The 17,694-nt window shown below is 62.4% G+C and carries 13 protein-coding genes and 1 pseudogene; 8 read left to right on the top strand and 6 right to left on the bottom strand.

Annotated elements, in window-relative coordinates:
* Positions 1-205: 205 nt before the first annotated feature.
* On the top strand, positions 206-562 hold the full coding sequence (locus tag ACLEJU_RS14970; protein WP_435424517.1) for a hypothetical protein: 357 nt from the start codon (positions 206-208) through the stop codon (positions 560-562).
* A 68-nt stretch (positions 563-630) separates the two neighbouring features.
* Positions 631-1,119, top strand: coding sequence for a GreA/GreB family elongation factor (locus ACLEJU_RS14965; protein WP_435424518.1), 489 nt, complete (start codon positions 631-633; stop codon positions 1,117-1,119).
* A gap of 149 nt (positions 1,120-1,268) precedes the next feature.
* Here the strand turns inward: ACLEJU_RS14965 and gdhA are convergent, their stop codons facing one another.
* The 3 genes from gdhA to ACLEJU_RS14950 form a co-directional block, all read right to left on the bottom strand.
* Entirely contained in the window at positions 1,269-2,609 is a 1,341-nt protein-coding gene (gdhA, locus tag ACLEJU_RS14960; RefSeq protein ID WP_435424191.1) for an NADP-specific glutamate dehydrogenase, read from the bottom strand.
* A gap of 232 nt (positions 2,610-2,841) precedes the next feature.
* On the bottom strand, positions 2,842-4,509 hold the full coding sequence (gene ettA / locus ACLEJU_RS14955) for an energy-dependent translational throttle protein EttA (RefSeq protein ID WP_103445757.1): 1,668 nt from the start codon (positions 4,507-4,509) through the stop codon (positions 2,842-2,844).
* A 280-nt stretch (positions 4,510-4,789) separates the two neighbouring features.
* Complete coding sequence (locus ACLEJU_RS14950) at positions 4,790-5,206, bottom strand: hypothetical protein (protein WP_435424190.1); 417 nt, start codon at positions 5,204-5,206, stop codon at positions 4,790-4,792.
* A 959-nt stretch (positions 5,207-6,165) separates the two neighbouring features.
* On the opposite strand from ACLEJU_RS14950, the pseudogene ACLEJU_RS14945 reads away from it, so the two are divergent.
* The 5 genes and pseudogenes from ACLEJU_RS14945 to ACLEJU_RS14925 form a co-directional block, all read left to right on the top strand.
* Positions 6,166-9,297: pseudogene (locus ACLEJU_RS14945) on the top strand (sensor domain-containing protein); the annotation flags it as partial.
* Positions 9,298-9,629: 332 nt separating this feature from the next.
* On the top strand, positions 9,630-10,883 hold the full coding sequence (glyA, locus tag ACLEJU_RS14940; RefSeq protein WP_027918253.1) for a serine hydroxymethyltransferase: 1,254 nt from the start codon (positions 9,630-9,632) through the stop codon (positions 10,881-10,883).
* 145 nt (positions 10,884-11,028) lie between these two features.
* Positions 11,029-11,622: a hypothetical protein gene (locus ACLEJU_RS14935; RefSeq protein WP_435424189.1), complete on the top strand. Its 594-nt coding sequence runs from the start codon at positions 11,029-11,031 to the stop codon at positions 11,620-11,622.
* 70 nt (positions 11,623-11,692) lie between these two features.
* Positions 11,693-12,652, top strand: a complete 960-nt coding sequence (locus ACLEJU_RS14930; protein WP_435424188.1) for an arsenic resistance protein — start codon at positions 11,693-11,695, stop codon at positions 12,650-12,652.
* Positions 12,653-12,822: 170 nt separating this feature from the next.
* On the top strand, positions 12,823-13,143 hold the full coding sequence (locus tag ACLEJU_RS14925) for a helix-turn-helix domain-containing protein (protein WP_435424187.1): 321 nt from the start codon (positions 12,823-12,825) through the stop codon (positions 13,141-13,143).
* Between the two features lie 78 nt (positions 13,144-13,221).
* On the opposite strand, the gene ACLEJU_RS14920 is transcribed toward ACLEJU_RS14925, so the two are convergent.
* A complete protein-coding gene (locus ACLEJU_RS14920; protein ID WP_435424186.1) occupies positions 13,222-14,151 on the bottom strand; it encodes a malate dehydrogenase in 930 nt (309 codons plus the stop codon).
* A 378-nt stretch (positions 14,152-14,529) separates the two neighbouring features.
* On the opposite strand from ACLEJU_RS14920, the gene ACLEJU_RS14915 reads away from it, so the two are divergent.
* The gene (locus tag ACLEJU_RS14915) at positions 14,530-15,915 is read left to right on the top strand and encodes a GntP family permease (protein WP_435424185.1); all 1,386 of its coding nucleotides are present in this window, start codon (positions 14,530-14,532) and stop codon (positions 15,913-15,915) included.
* 32 nt (positions 15,916-15,947) lie between these two features.
* Here ACLEJU_RS14915 and ACLEJU_RS14910 read toward each other — a convergent pair whose 3' ends face one another.
* Complete coding sequence (locus ACLEJU_RS14910) at positions 15,948-16,748, bottom strand: class I SAM-dependent methyltransferase (protein WP_435424184.1); 801 nt, start codon at positions 16,746-16,748, stop codon at positions 15,948-15,950.
* Between the two features lie 81 nt (positions 16,749-16,829).
* On the bottom strand, positions 16,830-17,060 hold the full coding sequence (locus ACLEJU_RS14905) for a hypothetical protein (RefSeq protein WP_110639746.1): 231 nt from the start codon (positions 17,058-17,060) through the stop codon (positions 16,830-16,832).
* Between the last annotated feature and the right edge of the window lie 634 nt (positions 17,061-17,694).

Raw genomic sequence — 17,694 nt, 5'->3', positions numbered from 1 at the left:
GGTGCGAAGCGCACCCATGATTTCCGCGTTTCAAGCTGATATTGCCGGGGCCGCCTTGCGGCCCTTTCGCGACACAAGGCCGCTCCTACAGTGATTGCGTCAAGGCCGGCAGGTGTGATCCAACCGACTCTTTGACACTGTTTTGACAGCTCCCTGACAAATCGCCACCTAGACTTCCAGCATCTATCCAAGGGTCCAGGTGGTCATGTCGCGGTACTGGTTCGGCTTGTTCATTGCGTTGCTGCTGGCGGGTTGCGAAACCACCCACGATCAGATGGTCAACCACGGTTATCCCCCCGCCTACGCCGACGGCTATCAGGACGGTTGCAGCAGCGGCCGTCAGGCGGCCGGGCTGATGGTTGGCGACTTCAAGAAAGACGTACCACGGTACCTGCACGATCGCCACTACGAGACTGGCTGGGACGATGGTTTCCGACAGTGCCACGCGATGCAGAACAGCGAGGAGCAGCGCCAGTACCATGAGCGCTTCTGGGACGAGCGTGATCGCGAGTGGCAACAGGAGAAAGACCAGGGCGCCGCCCGTGCCTATCGCCGCAACTAGGTCGCAAACGGACATCCACTGAAACCGCCAGCCTGCCATGCTGGTCTCCACTAGAAGGAGGCCATTGCATGAGCCGAGCATTCGTCAACGAAGACCAGACCGCCGCCCAGGCTGACCAGCCCGTGGAGCGGCGCGTCAGCGACCAGCCCAACTACGTCACCGCCAGCGGCCTGCGCCAGCTGCAACAGCGCGTGAGCGAACTCAATGCCTTGCGCAGCGAGTTGCAGGCCCAAGACGAGCGCGGCGACAAGCAGCGTCTGGCTGATACCGAGCGGGACCTGCGCTATTTCAGCGCGCGAGTGCAGAGCGCGCAGGTGGTGCCGGAGGCGACATCGCGCAGCAAGGTGCAGATTGGGAGCCGGGTCAGGTTCGTTGATGAGCAGGACCAGGAGCATGTGGTGGAGCTGGTGGGCGAGGATGAGGCGGATGCCGGGCGCGGGATGATCAACTGGGGATCGCCGCTGGGGCGGGCATTGCTTGGGGCCGGACCTGGGGATGAAGTGCTCTGGCGGCGGCCGGCGGGGGATCAGATGATCGAGATTATCGAAATCGGTTGAGGCCCTGGGGCTGCTTTGCAGCCCTTTCCGACCGGTCCGGCGCCCCGGCAAGGCGGCTCCTACAGAGTAAGCGTTCCCCTGTAGAAGCGGCCTTGCCGGGGCGCCGGACCGGTCGGAAAGGGCCGCAAAGCGGCCCCGGCAGTCTAGAATCAGACCACGCCCTGAGCCAACATGGCATCGGCAACCTTGACGAAGCCCGCAATGTTCGCGCCCTTCACATAGTTGACCTTGCCATCGGCCTCTTCACCGTAATGCACGCAGGCATGGTGAATCGACTGCATGATGTTGTGCAGCTTGCTGTCCACTTCACCAGCCGTCCACAGCAGGCGCATGGCGTTCTGCGACATCTCCAGCCCAGACACCGCCACGCCACCGGCGTTGGATGCCTTGCCCGGTGCGTACAGGATGCCAGCCTCGATGAACAGGTCGACCGCCGCCAGGGTAGTCGGCATGTTGGCACCTTCGGCCACGCAGATGCAGCCGTTGCGCAGCAGGGTACGGGCGTCTTCGATGTCCAGCTCGTTCTGCGTGGCGCACGGCAGGGCGATGTCGCATGGCAGCGTCCACGGGGTCTGGCCCTTGCGGAACTCCAGGCCGAACTGGTCAGCCAGCTCGCTGATACGCCCGCGCTTGACGTTCTTCAGCTCCATCAGCGCATCCCACTGGGCGTCGGTCAGGCCGGCTTCGGCGTACAGGGTGCCTTCGGAGTCGGACAGCGAAATCACCTTGCCACCCAGGTCCATGACCTTGCGCGCAGCGTACTGGGCGACGTTGCCGGAACCGGAGATGGCCACGCGGCGGCCATCGATGCGCAGGCTCTGACGCTTGAGCATTTCTTCAGCGAAGTACACACAGCCGTAGCCGGTGGCTTCAGGGCGGATCAGGCTGCCGCCGTAGGTCATGCCCTTGCCGGTCAGAACCGAGGTGAACTGGTTGGCCAGGCGCTTGTACTGGCCGAACATGAAGCCGATCTCGCGGGCACCCACGCCGATGTCACCGGCCGGCACGTCGCAGTCGGCACCGATGTGGCGGTACAGCTCGCTCATGAAGGCCTGGCAGAAGCGCATGACTTCGGCATCGCTCTTGCCTTTCGGGTCGAAGTCAGAGCCACCTTTGCCGCCGCCCATGGGCAGCGAGGTCAGGGAGTTCTTGAACACCTGTTCGAATGCCAGGAACTTGAGCACGCTCAGGTTCACCGACGGGTGGAAGCGCAGGCCGCCCTTGTACGGGCCGATGGCGCTGCTCATCTGGATGCGGTAGCCGCGGTTGACCTGGACCTTGCCCTGGTCATCGACCCACGACACGCGGAACAGCACGGCGCGCTCAGGCTCGACCATGCGCTCGAGGATGCCGGACTGCAGGTAGTGCGGGTTGGCTTCGAGGAAGGGCCACAGGGTACGCAGCACTTCTTCCACAGCCTGGTGGAATTCCGGTTGGCCCGGGTCGCGTTGCTGAAGGCGCGCGAGGAAATTGTCGACAGATTCGATCATGGTAGACATCTCACCAAGAGGATTGGACTTATTGGTTTTTTCTGGAATGTACCAAGAAGCAATCGCACTGGAATAGGGCGAAATGTCGTTTTTATGAAATTATTTGGTGCGTTTTATATAAGTGTATACAAAATCACCATCAGTTCATCGGTAAAATCGGCGCCTTGCCGCTGTGAGCCGGCACAAAAATGGGGCCGCGAAGGGCCCCATTCTTGTGCGTCAGAAGACCGGCTTACTGGGCCAGCTTCTTGTGCCGTACGCGGTGCGGCTGGGCAGCAGCATCGCCCAGGCGCTTCTTGCGGTCGGCTTCGTACTCGGTGTAGTTGCCCTCGAAGAACACCACGTTCGAGTCATCTTCGTACGCCAGGATGTGAGTGGCCACACGGTCCAGGAACCAACGGTCGTGGGAGATCACGATGGCGGCGCCCGGGAAGTCCAGCAGGGCTTCTTCCAGGGAACGCAGGGTTTCGACGTCGAGGTCGTTGGACGGTTCGTCGAGCAGCAGGACGTTACCGCCCTCCTTCAGGGTCAGGGCCAGGTGCAGGCGGCCACGCTCACCACCGGACAGGTCCTTGACGAACTTCTGCTGGTCGCCACCCTTGAAGTTGAAGCGGCCAACGTAGGTGCGCGACGGGATCTCGTAGCTGCCGATCTTGATCATGTCGGAACCGTCGGAAACCTGTTGGAACACGGTCTTGCCGCCGTCCAGGTCCTCGCGGCTCTGGTCCACGCAGGCCAGTTGCACGGTCTCACCGATCTCGATGCTGCCCGAGTCCGGTTGTTCCTTGCCCATCAACATGCGGAACAGGGTCGACTTACCGGCACCGTTACCACCGATCACGCCAACGATGGCGCCCTTCGGCATGGCGAACGACAGGTTGTCGATCAGCACGCGGTCGCCGTAGCCCTTGGTGACGTTCTTGAACTCGATGACCTTGTCGCCCAGGCGCGGACCGGCCGGGATGTAGATCTCGTTGGTTTCGCTGCGCTTCTGGAATTCCTGGGACTGCATTTCTTCGAAACGCTGCAGACGGGCCTTGGACTTGGACTGGCGAGCCTTGGCGCCTTTGCGCACCCACTCCAGTTCCTCTTTCATGGCCTTCTCGTGGGCGCTCTGCTGCTTGGATTCCTGGGCCAGACGCTCCGACTTGGCTTCCAGCCAGCCCGAGTAGTTGCCTTCGTACGGGATACCGGCGCCGCGGTCCAGTTCGAGGATCCAGCCAGCGACGTTATCGAGGAAGTAACGGTCGTGGGTAATCGCTACCACGGTGCCTGGGAAGTCGTGCAGGAAGCGCTCCAGCCAGGCTACCGAGTCGGCATCCAGGTGGTTGGTCGGTTCGTCGAGCAGCAGCATGTCGGGGGCCGACAGCAGCAGGCGGCACAAGGCCACGCGGCGCTTCTCACCACCGGACAGGTGTTCGATACGGGCATCCCAGGCCGGCAGGCGCAGGGCGTCGGCGGCGACGTCCAGCTGGCGCTCCAGGTTGTGGCCGTCGGCGGCCTGCAGGATGGCCTCGAGCTTGGCCTGTTCGGCAGCCAGCTTGTCGAAGTCGGCGTCTGGCTCGGCGTAGGCGGCATAGACCTCGTCCAGGCGAGCCTGGGCGTCCTTGATCACGCTGACCGCTTCCTCGACCACTTCACGCACGGACTTGTTCGGGTCCAGTTGCGGTTCCTGCGGCAGGTAACCCACGTTGATGTCGGGCATCGGACGGGCTTCGCCGTCGAATTCCTTGTCGACGCCCGCCATGATCCGCAGCAGGGTCGACTTACCGGCGCCGTTCAGGCCGAGCACGCCGATCTTGGCGCCTGGGAAGAACGACAGGGAAATATTCTTGAGAATTTCCCGCTTCGGCGGCACGACCTTGCTCAGCCGATGCATGGTGTAGACGTATTGAGCCAAAACCAAGCCCTCTAAATAGGTAAAGACATCGACGATCGCCCAGGCTTTGTGGCCAGGGGGATGTGTTTACGGGGTTTCATTGAACAAAGTCGACCATTCTACGCCAACGCGCGGCGTTGCACAGGGTGGTCGGATGGTGGGGTGGGATCGTTGTGATGCTGGCCGGCATTTATTGCCTGTGCCGGCCCTTTCGCGGGACAAGCCCGCTCCTACAAAGAACACCAGGCTTGCAGGAGCGGGCTTGCCCCGCGAAGAGGCCGGCACAGCAGCCGAAGATGGCTCAGACGTGACGCTGCTTGACAGCCTTGCCCCGCGGCAGGCGGCAACGCTCGCCCTGCTCGGCCAGGCGCGCAGCATAAGCGGCCTTGACGCTGAAGCCACCACTGCGGGCAGGCTGCTCGGCAACCTTGCCGGGCTGGACAGGCTTGGCCGCAACTGGCGTGCTGACAACCTTGCCAGCCGGCTTGGCCACGGCAGCCACAGGTGCCTCTTGAGCCGGCGCTGCCGCCGCCTTGGCGGTCTTGCGCAGTTCAGCCAGCGATGGCGTCTTATTCTTTGAGGCCGAAGCGTCTGGTTTGTCCAGCGAGCGCTGGCACGATTTGCAGGATACGTCCGCGGTCACGGCAGTGCTGACAAGGGTCTGACTGCTGCGCCCACAGGCGGAATCGAGGCCATTGGTGGAAAAGTGAGTAACCAAAACCGAACATCTCCGATGCGTTGTCATTGAAGCGGGCGGCATTCTCGCACAGGATGCAGGGTCTTGCCGAACGGGCCGGTATCACTACGACCACTGGCACCGGACAACAGGGCTGGCACATTGCCATAATCACAGGCATGCTAGCCCGTTCGGAAGTCCGGCTTTATAGTGCGCAGCCGCGGTCCTGGCCTGTGCAGATACCGGCATACACCGTGCATGTTCCCTCCCTGCCATCGCCAGCCCAATCGCAGGACCAACGCTTGACCGATCTCAATCATCCGACTCTGCTGCGCCCCGCTTCGCCGGCCCCAGTCGCTTCGCTGCGTGGTTCGGTCAAAGGTGCGCTGGCCCTGCTGGCCCTGATCTTGCTGGCTCTGCTGCTGTGGCAACTGTTCTCGCAGTTCCGCCACACCCAGGCCGACCAGCGCCAGCTGAATCTGGACGCGAGCGCCGAACTCGCCGACCACCTGGGCCTGAACCTGGCGCTCAAGGCCCAGCAGGCCCTCAACGTGGTCCAGCCCTACGTCAAGGCGCCGACGCCCGCCGCCCTGCCAAGCCTGCTGGTGACCCTGCGCGAACGCCTGCCCGCCCTGCGCGACCTGGCGTGGCTGGACCACGCCGGGCAACTGCGCAGCGACAGCCTGGCTGGCAGCCCAGACCGCCAGTTGATTGACGAACTGGTTGGCCTGAACCAGGACCGCAGCTACTTTTTCGCCAATTCGGCGGACAACCGCAACATCTACCTGCTGTTGCGCCAAACGGCGGAACAGGATCGCGGCTACTGGCTGCTGCGCCTGTCACCGGACTATTACCAGGCGCTCACCGCGCACCTGGACGGCCCCGGCCACCCGCTGTGGCTGCTGGAAAACAGCCGCAGTGGCGAAGTACTGGAACGTCACGCCCCGGTCCAGACCAGTGGTGAACCACTGCAAAGCGTGATGCTCGCCTACATCGACAACAGTGCCTGGCAATTGCGTGGGCTGTTCGACGCCGGCCTGGCCCAGCAGAAGCTGCTGCCGGCACTGATCGGCAAGTGCCTGCTGGCGCTGTTCTGCGCCCTGCTGCCGGTGTTGGCGCTGGTCAACATGCGCCGTCGCCAGCGCGCGCTGCAGGAAGACCGCCGGCGCTACCAGGAAATCTTCGAAGGGACGGGCGTGGCCTTGTGTGTGCTGGATCTGTCGAGCCTGCCCGGCCAGCTCGACCGCTATCACCTGCGCAACCTGGCCGGGCTCAAGCAGAGCCTGGCGCTGGACCCCGACCTGTGCCGCTCGCTTTTGCTGGAACTGAAGATCACCGAGATCAACCAGGTGGCGCGCCAGCTGCTCAATGTCGAGTGCCACGAAGGCGCCTGGCAACGGCTGATCAATGGCAGCGGCGTTGGCCGCGACAGCATCGGCATGCAACTGATCGATGCCCTGATCGAACAGCGCCCGTCGCTGGAGCTGGAAGTGCGCTTGCCCGCGCCGTTGGGCGGTGAGCTGCACCTGTGGCTGATGGCGCGCCTGCCGCAGCAGCGCCGCGACTACCAGGCGGTGATCCTCAGCATCAGCGACATCACCAGCCGCAAGCAGGTGGAGTTGTCGTTGCTGGAGCGTGAAAGCTTCTGGTCCGACGTGGTGCGCACTGTGCCCGACCAGCTGTACGTGCAGGACGTGCTCAGCCAGCGAATGATCTTCAGCAACCGCCACCTCGGCCAGACCCTCGGCTACGACCGCACCGAGCTGGCGCAGATGGGCGACCGCTTCTGGGAACTGCTGCTGCACCCCGAAGACGCCGCGCACTATCAGGCTATGCGCCAGCAACAGCGCGACAGCGCACACAGTCAGTCGCTGCACACCCAGCTGCGCTTCCGCCACCGTGACGGCGGCTGGCGCTGCTACGAAATCCGCGAGCAGGTGCTGACCCGCGACGACGATGGCCTGGTTACGCGCATCATCGGCGTGGGCAAGGATGTCACCGTGCAGATCGAGGCCAGCCAGTCGCTGCGTGACAGCGAGCAGCGCTACCGCATGCTCGCCGAAAGCATCAGCGACGTGATCTTCTCCACCGACAGCCGCCTGCAGCTCAACTACCTCAGCCCGTCGGTGCAAGCGGTGCTGGGCTACCAGGCCGACTGGATCTTCGACAACGGCTGGCAGTCGATCATCGCCAACCCGTCCCAGCTCACCGGCATCTACAGCCTGATGGAGCGGGTCAGCAAGGCCATGGGCGACAGCGAGCAGCTGGCACAACTGCGCAGCCAGCTGCCGACGCAACTGTTCCTGTTCGACTGTCTGCGCGCCGATGGCCGCAAGATCCCCATCGAGTTGCGCCTGGTGCTGGTGTGGGACGAGCACCAGCGCTTCGAAGGCGTGCTCGGCGTAGGCCGCGACATCAGCCAGCAACGCCGTGCGGAGAAAGACCTGCGCATGGCCGCGACGGTATTCGAACACTCCACCTCGGCCATCCTCATCACCGACCCGGCCGGCTACATCGTGCAGGCCAACGAAGCGTTCAGCCGGGTCAGTGGCCATGCGGTCAGCGACGTGCTCGACCAGCTACCGGCCATGCTGGTGGTCGAGGACCAGCAGCAAAGCCACCTGCGCTACGTGCTCAAGCAGCTGCACCAGCGCGGCAGCTGGGAAGGCGAAGTGTGGCTCAAGCGCCGCGACGGCGACCATTACCCGGCGTGGGTCGGCATTACCGCTGTGCTCGACGACGAAGGCGACCTGGCCAGCTATGTGTGCTTCTTCACCGACATCAGCGAGCGCAAGGCCAGCGAGCAGCGCATCCACCGCCTGGCCTACTACGACGCCCTCACTCACCTGCCCAACCGCACGCTGTTCCAGGACCGCCTGCATACCGCGCTGCAGCAGGCTGAACGGCAGAAGTCGTGGGTGGTGCTGATGTTCCTCGACCTCGATCGCTTCAAGCCGATCAACGACTCCCTCGGCCACGCCGCGGGCGACCGCATGCTCAAGGACATGGCCCTGCGCCTGCTGGCCTGCGTCGATGACGACGACACCGTGGCGCGCATGGGCGGCGACGAGTTCACCTTGCTGCTGCAGCCGCGCGCCACCCGCGAGATGGCCTTGAATCGCGCCATCCATGTGGCCGAGAGCATTCTGGGCAGCCTGGTGCGACCGTTCGTGCTGGAAGGCCGCGAGTTCTTCGTCACCGCCAGCATCGGCATCGCCCTCAGCCCGCAGGACGGCAACGAGCTGAGCCAGCTGATGAAGAACGCCGACACCGCCATGTACCACGCCAAGGAGCGCGGCAAGAACAACTTCCAGTTCTACCAGACCGAAATGAACGCCAGCGCCCTGGAGCGCCTGGAGCTGGAGAGCGACCTGCGCCACGCGCTGGAGCAGAACGAATTCATCCTCTACTACCAGCCGCAGTTCAGCGGTGACGGCAAACGCCTGACCGGTGCCGAAGCACTGCTGCGCTGGCGCCACCCGACCCGCGGCCTGGTGCCGCCGGGCGACTTCATCCCGGTGATCGAAGAACTGGGCCTGGTGGTGGATGTCGGTGACTGGGTGCTGCGCGAGGCCAGCCGCCAGCTGAAGGTCTGGCACAAGAACAAGGTGCGGGTGCCGAAGGTGTCGGTGAACATCTCGGCGCGGCAGTTCTCCGACGGCCAGCTGGGCACGCGGATTGCCACCATCCTCGACGAAACCGGCCTGCCGCCGGCCTGCCTTGAGCTGGAACTGACCGAGAGCATCCTGATGCGCGAGGTCAACGAGGCACTGCAGATTCTCGCCAGTCTGAAGAACCTTGGCCTGAGCATCGCGGTCGACGACTTCGGCACCGGCTACTCGTCGCTGAACTACCTAAAGCAGTTCCCCATCGACGTGCTGAAGATCGACCGCACCTTCGTCGACGGCCTGCCCGAGGGCGAGCAGGACGCGCAGATCGCCCGGGCAATCATTGCCATGGCCCACAGCCTCAACCTGGCGGTGATCGCCGAGGGCGTGGAAACCCATGAGCAGCTGGAGTTCCTGCGCGAGCATGGTTGTGACGAGGTGCAGGGCTACCTGTTCGGGCGGCCGATGCCGGCCAGCCAGTTCGAGGCGCAGTTCGCCAACGAGACCCTGTTCATGTTCCAGTGACACCGCTGGACGCGATTGTTGTAGGAGCGGCCTTGTGTCGCGAAAGGGCCGCAAAGCGGCCCCAGGGTTTCAGCAGCGCGGCACAGATTGCCGGGGCTGCTCCGCAGCCCTTTCGCGACACAACGCCGCTCCTACAGGTATTGCGCAAAGACTGACCTTCGCGCCAGCAAAAAACGGACTTTTGAGTCAACTCCAATCCCCAGCCAGCCCAGACACGGCGCGGCATGCAACATGAGCCCCATTGGTCCGCGACTTGATGCCAGTTCATATGCCAGGCGCGGATCAATCGGTTAGAATGCCCCCCCAAATTACCCCGATCCTTGAGGACCGCCATGTTCAGCCGTGATTTGACCATTGCCAAGTACGACGCCGAGCTCTTCGAAGCCATGCAGCAAGAAGCCCTGCGCCAGGAAGAGCATATCGAGCTGATCGCTTCGGAAAACTACACCAGCCCGGCAGTCATGGAAGCCCAGGGCTCGGTCCTGACCAACAAGTACGCCGAAGGCTACCCAGGCAAGCGCTACTACGGTGGCTGCGAGTACGTCGACGTGGTCGAGCAACTGGCCATCGACCGCGCCAAGGAACTGTTCGGCGCCGACTACGCCAACGTCCAGCCGCACGCGGGCTCGCAAGCCAACGCCGCGGTCTACCTGGCTCTGCTGTCGGCCGGTGACACCATCCTGGGCATGAGCCTGGCCCACGGTGGCCACCTGACCCACGGTGCTTCGGTGAGCTCGTCGGGCAAGCTGTACAACGCCATCCAGTACGGCATTGACGGCAACGGCCTGATCGACTACGACGAAGTCGAGCGCCTGGCTGTCGAGCACAAGCCGAAGATGATCGTTGCCGGCTTCTCGGCTTACTCGCAGGTCCTGGACTTCGCTCGCTTCCGCGCTATCGCCGACAAGGTCGGTGCCTACCTGTTCGTCGACATGGCCCACGTTGCCGGCCTGGTTGCCGCTGGCGTGTACCCGAACCCTGTTCCGTTCGCTGACGTGGTCACCACCACCACCCACAAGACCCTGCGCGGTCCACGTGGCGGCCTGATCCTGGCCCGTGCCAACGCCGACATCGAGAAGAAGCTGAACTCCGCCGTCTTCCCAGGCGCCCAGGGCGGCCCGCTGGAGCACGTGATCGCCGCCAAGGCCATCTGCTTCAAGGAAGCACTGCAGCCTGAGTTCAAGGCTTACCAGCAGCAGGTCGTGAAAAACGCCCAGGCCATGGCCGAAGTGTTCATCGAGCGTGGTTTCGACGTCGTTTCCGGCGGTACCCAGAACCACCTGTTCCTGCTGTCGCTGATCAAGCAGGAAATCTCCGGTAAAGATGCTGACGCTGCCCTGGGCAAAGCCTTCATCACCGTCAACAAGAACTCGGTACCGAACGACCCACGTTCCCCGTTCGTCACCTCGGGCCTGCGTTTCGGCACCCCAGCCGTCACCACCCGTGGTTTCAAGGAAACCGAGTGCCGCGAGCTGGCCGGCTGGATCTGCGACATCCTGGCTGACCTGAACAACGAAGCGGTGATCGACGCCGTGCGTGAGAAGGTCAAGGCCATCTGCAAGAAGCTGCCGGTTTACGGTAACTGATTGGCGAAAGCCTGATGTGAGAAAGCCCGGCCTTGTGCCGGGCTTTTTCATGCCTGCGTGCTGGCGGGAACCGCTTCCGAATAGGCGGTGTGAACCAGACGGCCTAACCTGCCATCTCCTCTGACGAACGACCAGGAGGCCACCCATGGCCGATCACGTAGCACTGTCCTTCACCGCCACCTTGCAGGTCGCTGACGCATCGATCAATGTATTGGGCGACATGACCAGCGGGCCCGTAACGCTGGTGAGCCCGCATCAAGCGCTGGGTTACGTGGTTGAAGGCGCCACGACCCTCGGCATGTTGAATGGCACCGACAAGGACTGGCATCACGGCCAGGAGTCCGGGCTGATCACCTTCGAGCAAGCCGCCCAGCCAGTGGCGTTGCTGCTGTACTTCCGCCATGGCGAAGCGGGTTACCGCCTCTATCTGCGCAGCGGCCCCCGCCTCGGTGAGGGTGTGTTCACCACCGATGATGGCCGGGTGAGCGTACAGCCGATCAAAGCTAGAGATCCGAGCCTTTGGGCGCTGATCGATGCGCAAACGGGTGAGGCGTTCGACCTGACGCAGCTTGAAGATGGCCGCAGGGAAATTCAGATGGCCAGTGCAGATGGGCATCCACTGGAAGTGCACAATCTGTATCCGGTGGGCGGGTTTCTGGCCTGCTATCCGGCTGCGCAGCAAGGGACGTTGAGCCTGATCATTCAGGAACGCGGTGTCGATTGGCTCAAGCCGGCCTGATACGTCGTGCGCCACCCGTCGTCACGTATTAACCTGTGCCACCCCAGCACAACCCAGCACAGGCCCGGTCTTGACCAGAGAGCAACTCGAAACCCAGCAAATCCCGATCTACTTTGCCGCGGTGCTCGCTGCCGTTGCCTTCGGCCTGCTGGCCAGCGACGCCGCACAACACCTGCAAGCCCTGGTCACTCCCGCCATCGCCGTGCTGATGTATGCGATGTTCCTGCAGATCCCCTTCCTCGACCTGCGCCAGGGCCTGGGCAATCGCCGCTTCATGACCGCCCTGCTGCTCGCCAACTTCATCCTTGTGCCATTGCTGGTGTGGGGCCTCACCCGCGACCTGGCCGAGCACCCGGCGATCCTCATCGGCGCCCTGCTGGTGCTGCTCACGCCGTGCATCGACTATGTGGTGGTGTTCACCCACATTGGCAAAGGCGACTCGCGCCTGACCCTTGCCGCCACGCCCGTGCTATTGCTGGTGCAGCTGGTGCTGCTGCCGGTGTACCTGGCGCTGATGCTCGGCGACAGCAGCGACGTAGCCATCAACATCGCGCCGTTCGTGGAAGCCTTCGTGCTACTGATCGTGCTGCCGATGATCCTGGCCGTACTGACCAGTGCTGGCGCCCGCCGCTCCCCCGCTGTCTCGGCCTGGAATGGCGCCTGGGCATGGATGCCGGTGCCTGCGATGGCCCTGGTGCTGGTGGCGGTGATCGGGTCGCAGATCGCTGTGGTGTTACGGGATTTTGATCGGTTGCTTCCGGTAATTCCGGTGTACGTCGCCTTCATGCTGCTGGCGCCGGTGCTTGGGTTCGTCGCGGCGCGGCTGTTGCGCTTGCCAGTGGCCGAGGCACGCTCGGTGACCTTCAGTGCCGCGACGCGCAACTCGCTCGTAGTTTTGCCACTGGCACTGGCGTTGCCTGAGCACCTGCGCGGGTTGGCGGCAGCGGCAGTCATTACCCAAACACTGGTTGAGCTGGTAAGTGAATTGATTTACGTCCGGGCCATCCCGGCCCTCCTGCAAGCCCAATAGGCATCAACTCGAGCCCGAGCAGGAGCGGCCACACCGGAGCGCCGGGTCGGCCATAAGCCGTATTAGACACATCCAGCAAATCAGCCGATGAAGACTCAGTGCCCCTGAAGCAGGAAGATGATCCTGACGCGCGCATCAGCTCGCATTCGAGGAGCTCAAGGGCGAGTTCAATGATTTACGCCAAGGCCGGCTTGAATGCTGAGCGGCAACACAGCTCGCTTGGCCCGCCGAAATCAGCAAGGTGGTATGAAATGCGTGACATTGATATTGAAAGCGTTGCCAAAGCCATCGAGGCGGATGCTGGTGAGCCATTGCCTGACCTGCGCCAAGCGCTCAAAGAAGCCAAGATAGGCGCCGAGCGTGTCGCTACGCCAGTGGCGACGTTACGTGATTGGGAACAAGGCCGCTTCGTGCCCCCAGGTGGTGTTCTATGCCTGATGCGCTTAATCCTCAAGCATCCGGAACTGTCTCTGGAGCTGACTACGTCCTGAGCGCAGTTTTGCCTGTGTTTATCGCCGGCCACATGGCCGGCGATAAAGCTATGCTGTGTAACCAGTTGGTCCTTCGCCTCACAACGCCTTCATCTCCGCAATATCCCGCGCCACCTGATCAGCAGAATGGTCAAACATCGCCTGCTCCTGCCCATCCAGCGGCAACTCGATCACCCGGGCAATCCCCTCCCCCGCCAGCACACAGGGAACGCCCATGGCGATATCGGTTCGCCCGTATTCCCCTTCAAGAATCGCAACCGCCGGCAGAATGCGGTTACGCCGATTGGCGATCGCATCCACCATCTGCGCAATGGCCACGCCCGGTGCATCGCAAGCACTGCCGACCTTCTTCAAGCCCAGAATCTCACCACCACCTTTGCGTGTGCGCTCGACGATCCGCTCGATCTGTTCATCGGACAGGAAGTGCGACAGCGGCACCGAGCCGACCTGGCAGTAGCGCATCAGCGGCACCATGCTGTCGCCATGCCCGCCCAGCACCAGCGCCGTGATATCCCGGGCAGAAAACCCCGTCTCCTCAGCAATGAAGCATTTCATGCGTGCGGTATCCAGTACCCCCGCCTGGCCGAACACCTTGCCCCGCCCGAGTTTGCTCAGCGACCTAGCCCGATAGGTCAGCACGTCGACCGGGTTCGACACCACCAGCACCGTCGCGGCCGGCGCATAGCGATTGATGTCGTGCATGATGCCGTCGAGGATCGGCAGGTTGATGCTCAGCACGTCCTGCCGCGACTGACCAGGCTTGCGCGGCACGCCTGCGGTAATCACCACCAGGTCCGAGTCCTGCAGCATTTCGGCCTTGGCGCCACCGAGCACCCGGGTATCAGAGCCTGACTCGATGGCCGCCTGCCAGATGTCCAGCGCCTTGCCCTGGGCCAGTTCACCTTGCACATCGAGCAACATCAGCTCACGGCAGTACTCTTCCCGGGCAATGATCTGCGCCGCCGCCTCGCCCACGATCCCGGCACCCACGATTGATAGCTTGTTCACCTGACACCTCCCAGCGGCGCGCGCCACCAGGAGCACGCCTGCGTATACAGAGAAGTATTGCCTGCCAAGGCGAAAAGACCATGTGATGCGACCGCATGCTATTGACAGCATCCCACCGTCCCGGAAATACTTTGTAAAGATTCATATAGATGACCAAATAACAAGGTGAATCGCTCCATGACTGCACTGCCCAGCCCTACGCGTACGCCCGGCACGACACTTCCGTCCGCCAGCCCCATTCCTCCGAAGTTCGAAGTTTGCGCATCCAGTTGGCCATCTGCCCGCGACCGATAACGACTCGCTACTGCCCGCAGAACTCCTGTCATGCCTGCAATGCCTGAGTGCCGCTAGCGCGCCAGCCCAACCGAGATTCCCTGAATGACACCCTTAGATATACAGCTGTTGCTGACCGCATTGGTCAGTGTCCTGGTGCTGGTAGCGCTCATCGTGTCCCGCCTCAAGATGCACCCGCTGTTGGCCTTGCTGGTGGTGTCCATTGGCGTGGGCTTTGCCACCCGCATGGAGCCCGGCAGCATCGTCTCCCACCTGCTCACGGGCGCCGGCAAGACGCTGGGTGCGGTCGGGGTGGTGATCGCGCTGGGCGCGATGCTCGGCAAGATCCTGGCTGACGCTGGTGTCACTGAACAGGTCGCGGATGTGATCCTCAAGCGCACCTCGGACCGGATGATCCCTTGGGCGATGATGCTGGTTGCCTTTGTCATTGGCATCCCGATGTTCTTCGAAGTGGGCTTGGTGATCATGCTGCCGCTGATCTTCAGCGTGGCGCGAAAGCTGGAGAGCAAGGCCCGCTTCAAGGGCTCGGCGTATGTGTACGTCGGTGTGCCAGTGATTGCCGCGCTTGCCGCCATGCACGGCATGGTCCCGCCGCACCCAGGCCCCTTGACCGCCATCGCCGTGCTCAAGACCTCGGTCGGGCCTACCATGCTCTATGGCTTCCTGGCCGCGATCCCGGCCATGATCCTGGGCGGCCCGCTCTATGGCCTGTTCATTTCGCAGCGCATGAGCACGCGGCCCGATCAGGCTTTGCTCGACCAGTTCACACTGGCCGAGAAAGCCGACGATCAACCCCGCCCCAGCGTAGTGGTCGGCATGCTGGCCGCGTTGCTGCCGGCGATCCTGATGCTGGTGCATGCCGTCGCCGAGATGCTGCTACCCAAGGGCAACGCGCTGCTGGAATTGGCCAGCTTTCTGGGCAACCCATTGATTGCCATGCTGCTGGGCGTGCTGTTCGCTGGCGCTAGCCTGGTACTTGCCCGCGGCGGCGACGCCGAACAGCTGCGCGATGCGCTGGGCAAAAGCCTCAAGCCGATCGCCTCGATCATCATGATCATCGCCGGGGGCGGGGCCTTCCAGGAGATGCTGACCAGCGCCAAGGTCGGCGATGCCATTGTGCACCTGACCCAGCAATCGGCCTTCCCGCCGTTGATCCTGGGGTGGCTGATCGCGATGTTGCTGTCGGTGTCTACCGGCTCTGCCACGGTTGGCATCGTTGGTGCTGCCGGCTTGCTGGCGCCGCTGGCAGGTGCTGACCCGAGCCTGAACCTGCCGTTGCTGGCCCTGTCCATCGGCTGTGGTTCGCTGTTCTTCAACTATGCCAACCATGCCGGTTTCTGGATGGTGAAGGAGTCCTTTGGCATGACCATGGGCGAAGCCACCAAGACCATTTCGGTGGTGCAGTCCATCGTGGCGGTGGTTGGTTTGATCGTGGTGTTGATGCTGAATGCGGGGATTACGGTGGGCTGAGCCGGGAAAACCGGCCCAATCCATCAGCTTACTCAGCGTTTTTCTGCGACCAGGGTGTAGCACATGGGTATTTGTGCTGCGCCCTGCTCATAGACGTCGTAGACCTCCTCCCGATTGGAATGCGGGTATTCGTCGAATGCACGAAGGCTCAAGCCTGCGCCAGTAACGCTCATGAGCACATCGCTCAGCGGATGGAGATGCCAGTAAGACTGCAGCTCGTTGGGCTCGGCCTTGCCTTCGTAAACAATGGCGCCCGTTTCGACCAGCGGTTCAGCCTGGAAATACGACGTGCTGATGCGCCAAGGGTCGCTGGCTTCGGGGTCGAGCATTTCCAGGAAGGGGTGCGTTTCGTAGATCACTAGCGTGCCGCCCGGTTTCAGCGTTCTGGCAACATGGCTGAAGAACAGAGCGAGATTGGGCATCCAGTTCAGGACACCGATAGTGATCAGAGCGACATCGAAGCGCTCGTTGAGGTTTGCCGGGAGCTCGTGGATGTCGGCTTCGATGAAGTCCGGCGAGTAAGGGGAAATCTCGGCTAGCTCATGCGCTTGCTTGAGAAATTCCGAAGATTGATCGACACCCACCACTTCCAATGCGCCAAGGGCAAACATCGATATCGCTTCGCGGCCATTGTTGCAGCCCAGCTGGATAACGGACCTCCCCGTTACGCGTACCTGCTCCAACTGTTCCGTCAGGGTTGAATCCAGGCAAGAAAAGTCTTTGTGAGCCACGGCATCGATCAGCTGGCTCCAGGCCGCGCTTCGCCGATGGTGATCGGCTGATGCATTCCAGGCATCACGGTTTTTGGCGATGACATCCTTGTGAGAAACCATCTTTAACCTCATCTTTGGTTGTTGAGGCTTCTGACAGTAGCAGCTGCGCCAGCTATAGGCTGGCGACAGCACTGTTCCCATTCAATCGACCAGGTCGCTCAAGTCGCTGGGGTCGATCATCTTCCCGCATTGCTCACTGGCCAGCCGGCTGATGATCCGGATAGCCTGGTGGATGCCTGCAGTGTTGCGGAAGCTCAGGTGAGGGTTGTGTTCGCACTCCAGCACTTCATCGTGCTGGACCAAGGCTTCGCCGAGCAGTTCGAGGGTCCAGGCGTAGCTTTGGATAGTGGATAAGCGCTCCTGGTCAGTCATGGGGCACCACCTTTGAGTTGGAGGCGGGACGAGCCAGATCGCAGATTGGGTAGAAAAGGTGAGGTTTGGGAGCCGGCGCGGGGCGGCGGCGGAGAACGGATGCGAGGATCCTGAACGGATTTCTGGTGGTCATGCATGAGTTCCTTTCGTTGTGGAACTGCCACCGCTCGCGGCCAAGCAAGTTTAGGTGGCAGCAGTACGCGGGTTGGCCGACCGGGACGAAAGGAGCCCGGCACACCCGAAGGTGTCCCGCGCACCACCGCCATAACGCGACATCGCGGGCACAAAAAAAGCGCCTGCGATGAAGATTGGGCGCTGCTGCGCCTTTCGATTCCGACCGGCCAAGGTCGCATCGCCGATGCTTCGGCGACTGGGGGAATTTATCCTTATGTTCCTGCTTACGCAACCGTAGGCGGCTTGCGGGGTGGCCACACGCGTTGTAGGAAAGATTCTCGCCTCAGCGGGCACTTCGGAAATGCGGGATGGGGTAAACCACTGTCAGGACGGGACAGGTTCAAAAAAGGCCTACATCGCTGTAAGCCTTCATATGTGGGAGACAGGAATCGTACCAACACGAAAGTGTCTGAATTCAGTGGGCATTATTCTTAAGGGTACAACTCTTTATCCCTAAAAT

The organism is Pseudomonas sp. SMN11, assembly GCF_052041945.1.
Taxonomy (GTDB): Bacteria; Pseudomonadota; Gammaproteobacteria; order Pseudomonadales; family Pseudomonadaceae; genus Aquipseudomonas.
This window is presented reverse-complemented; position numbering and strand designations above follow the sequence as displayed.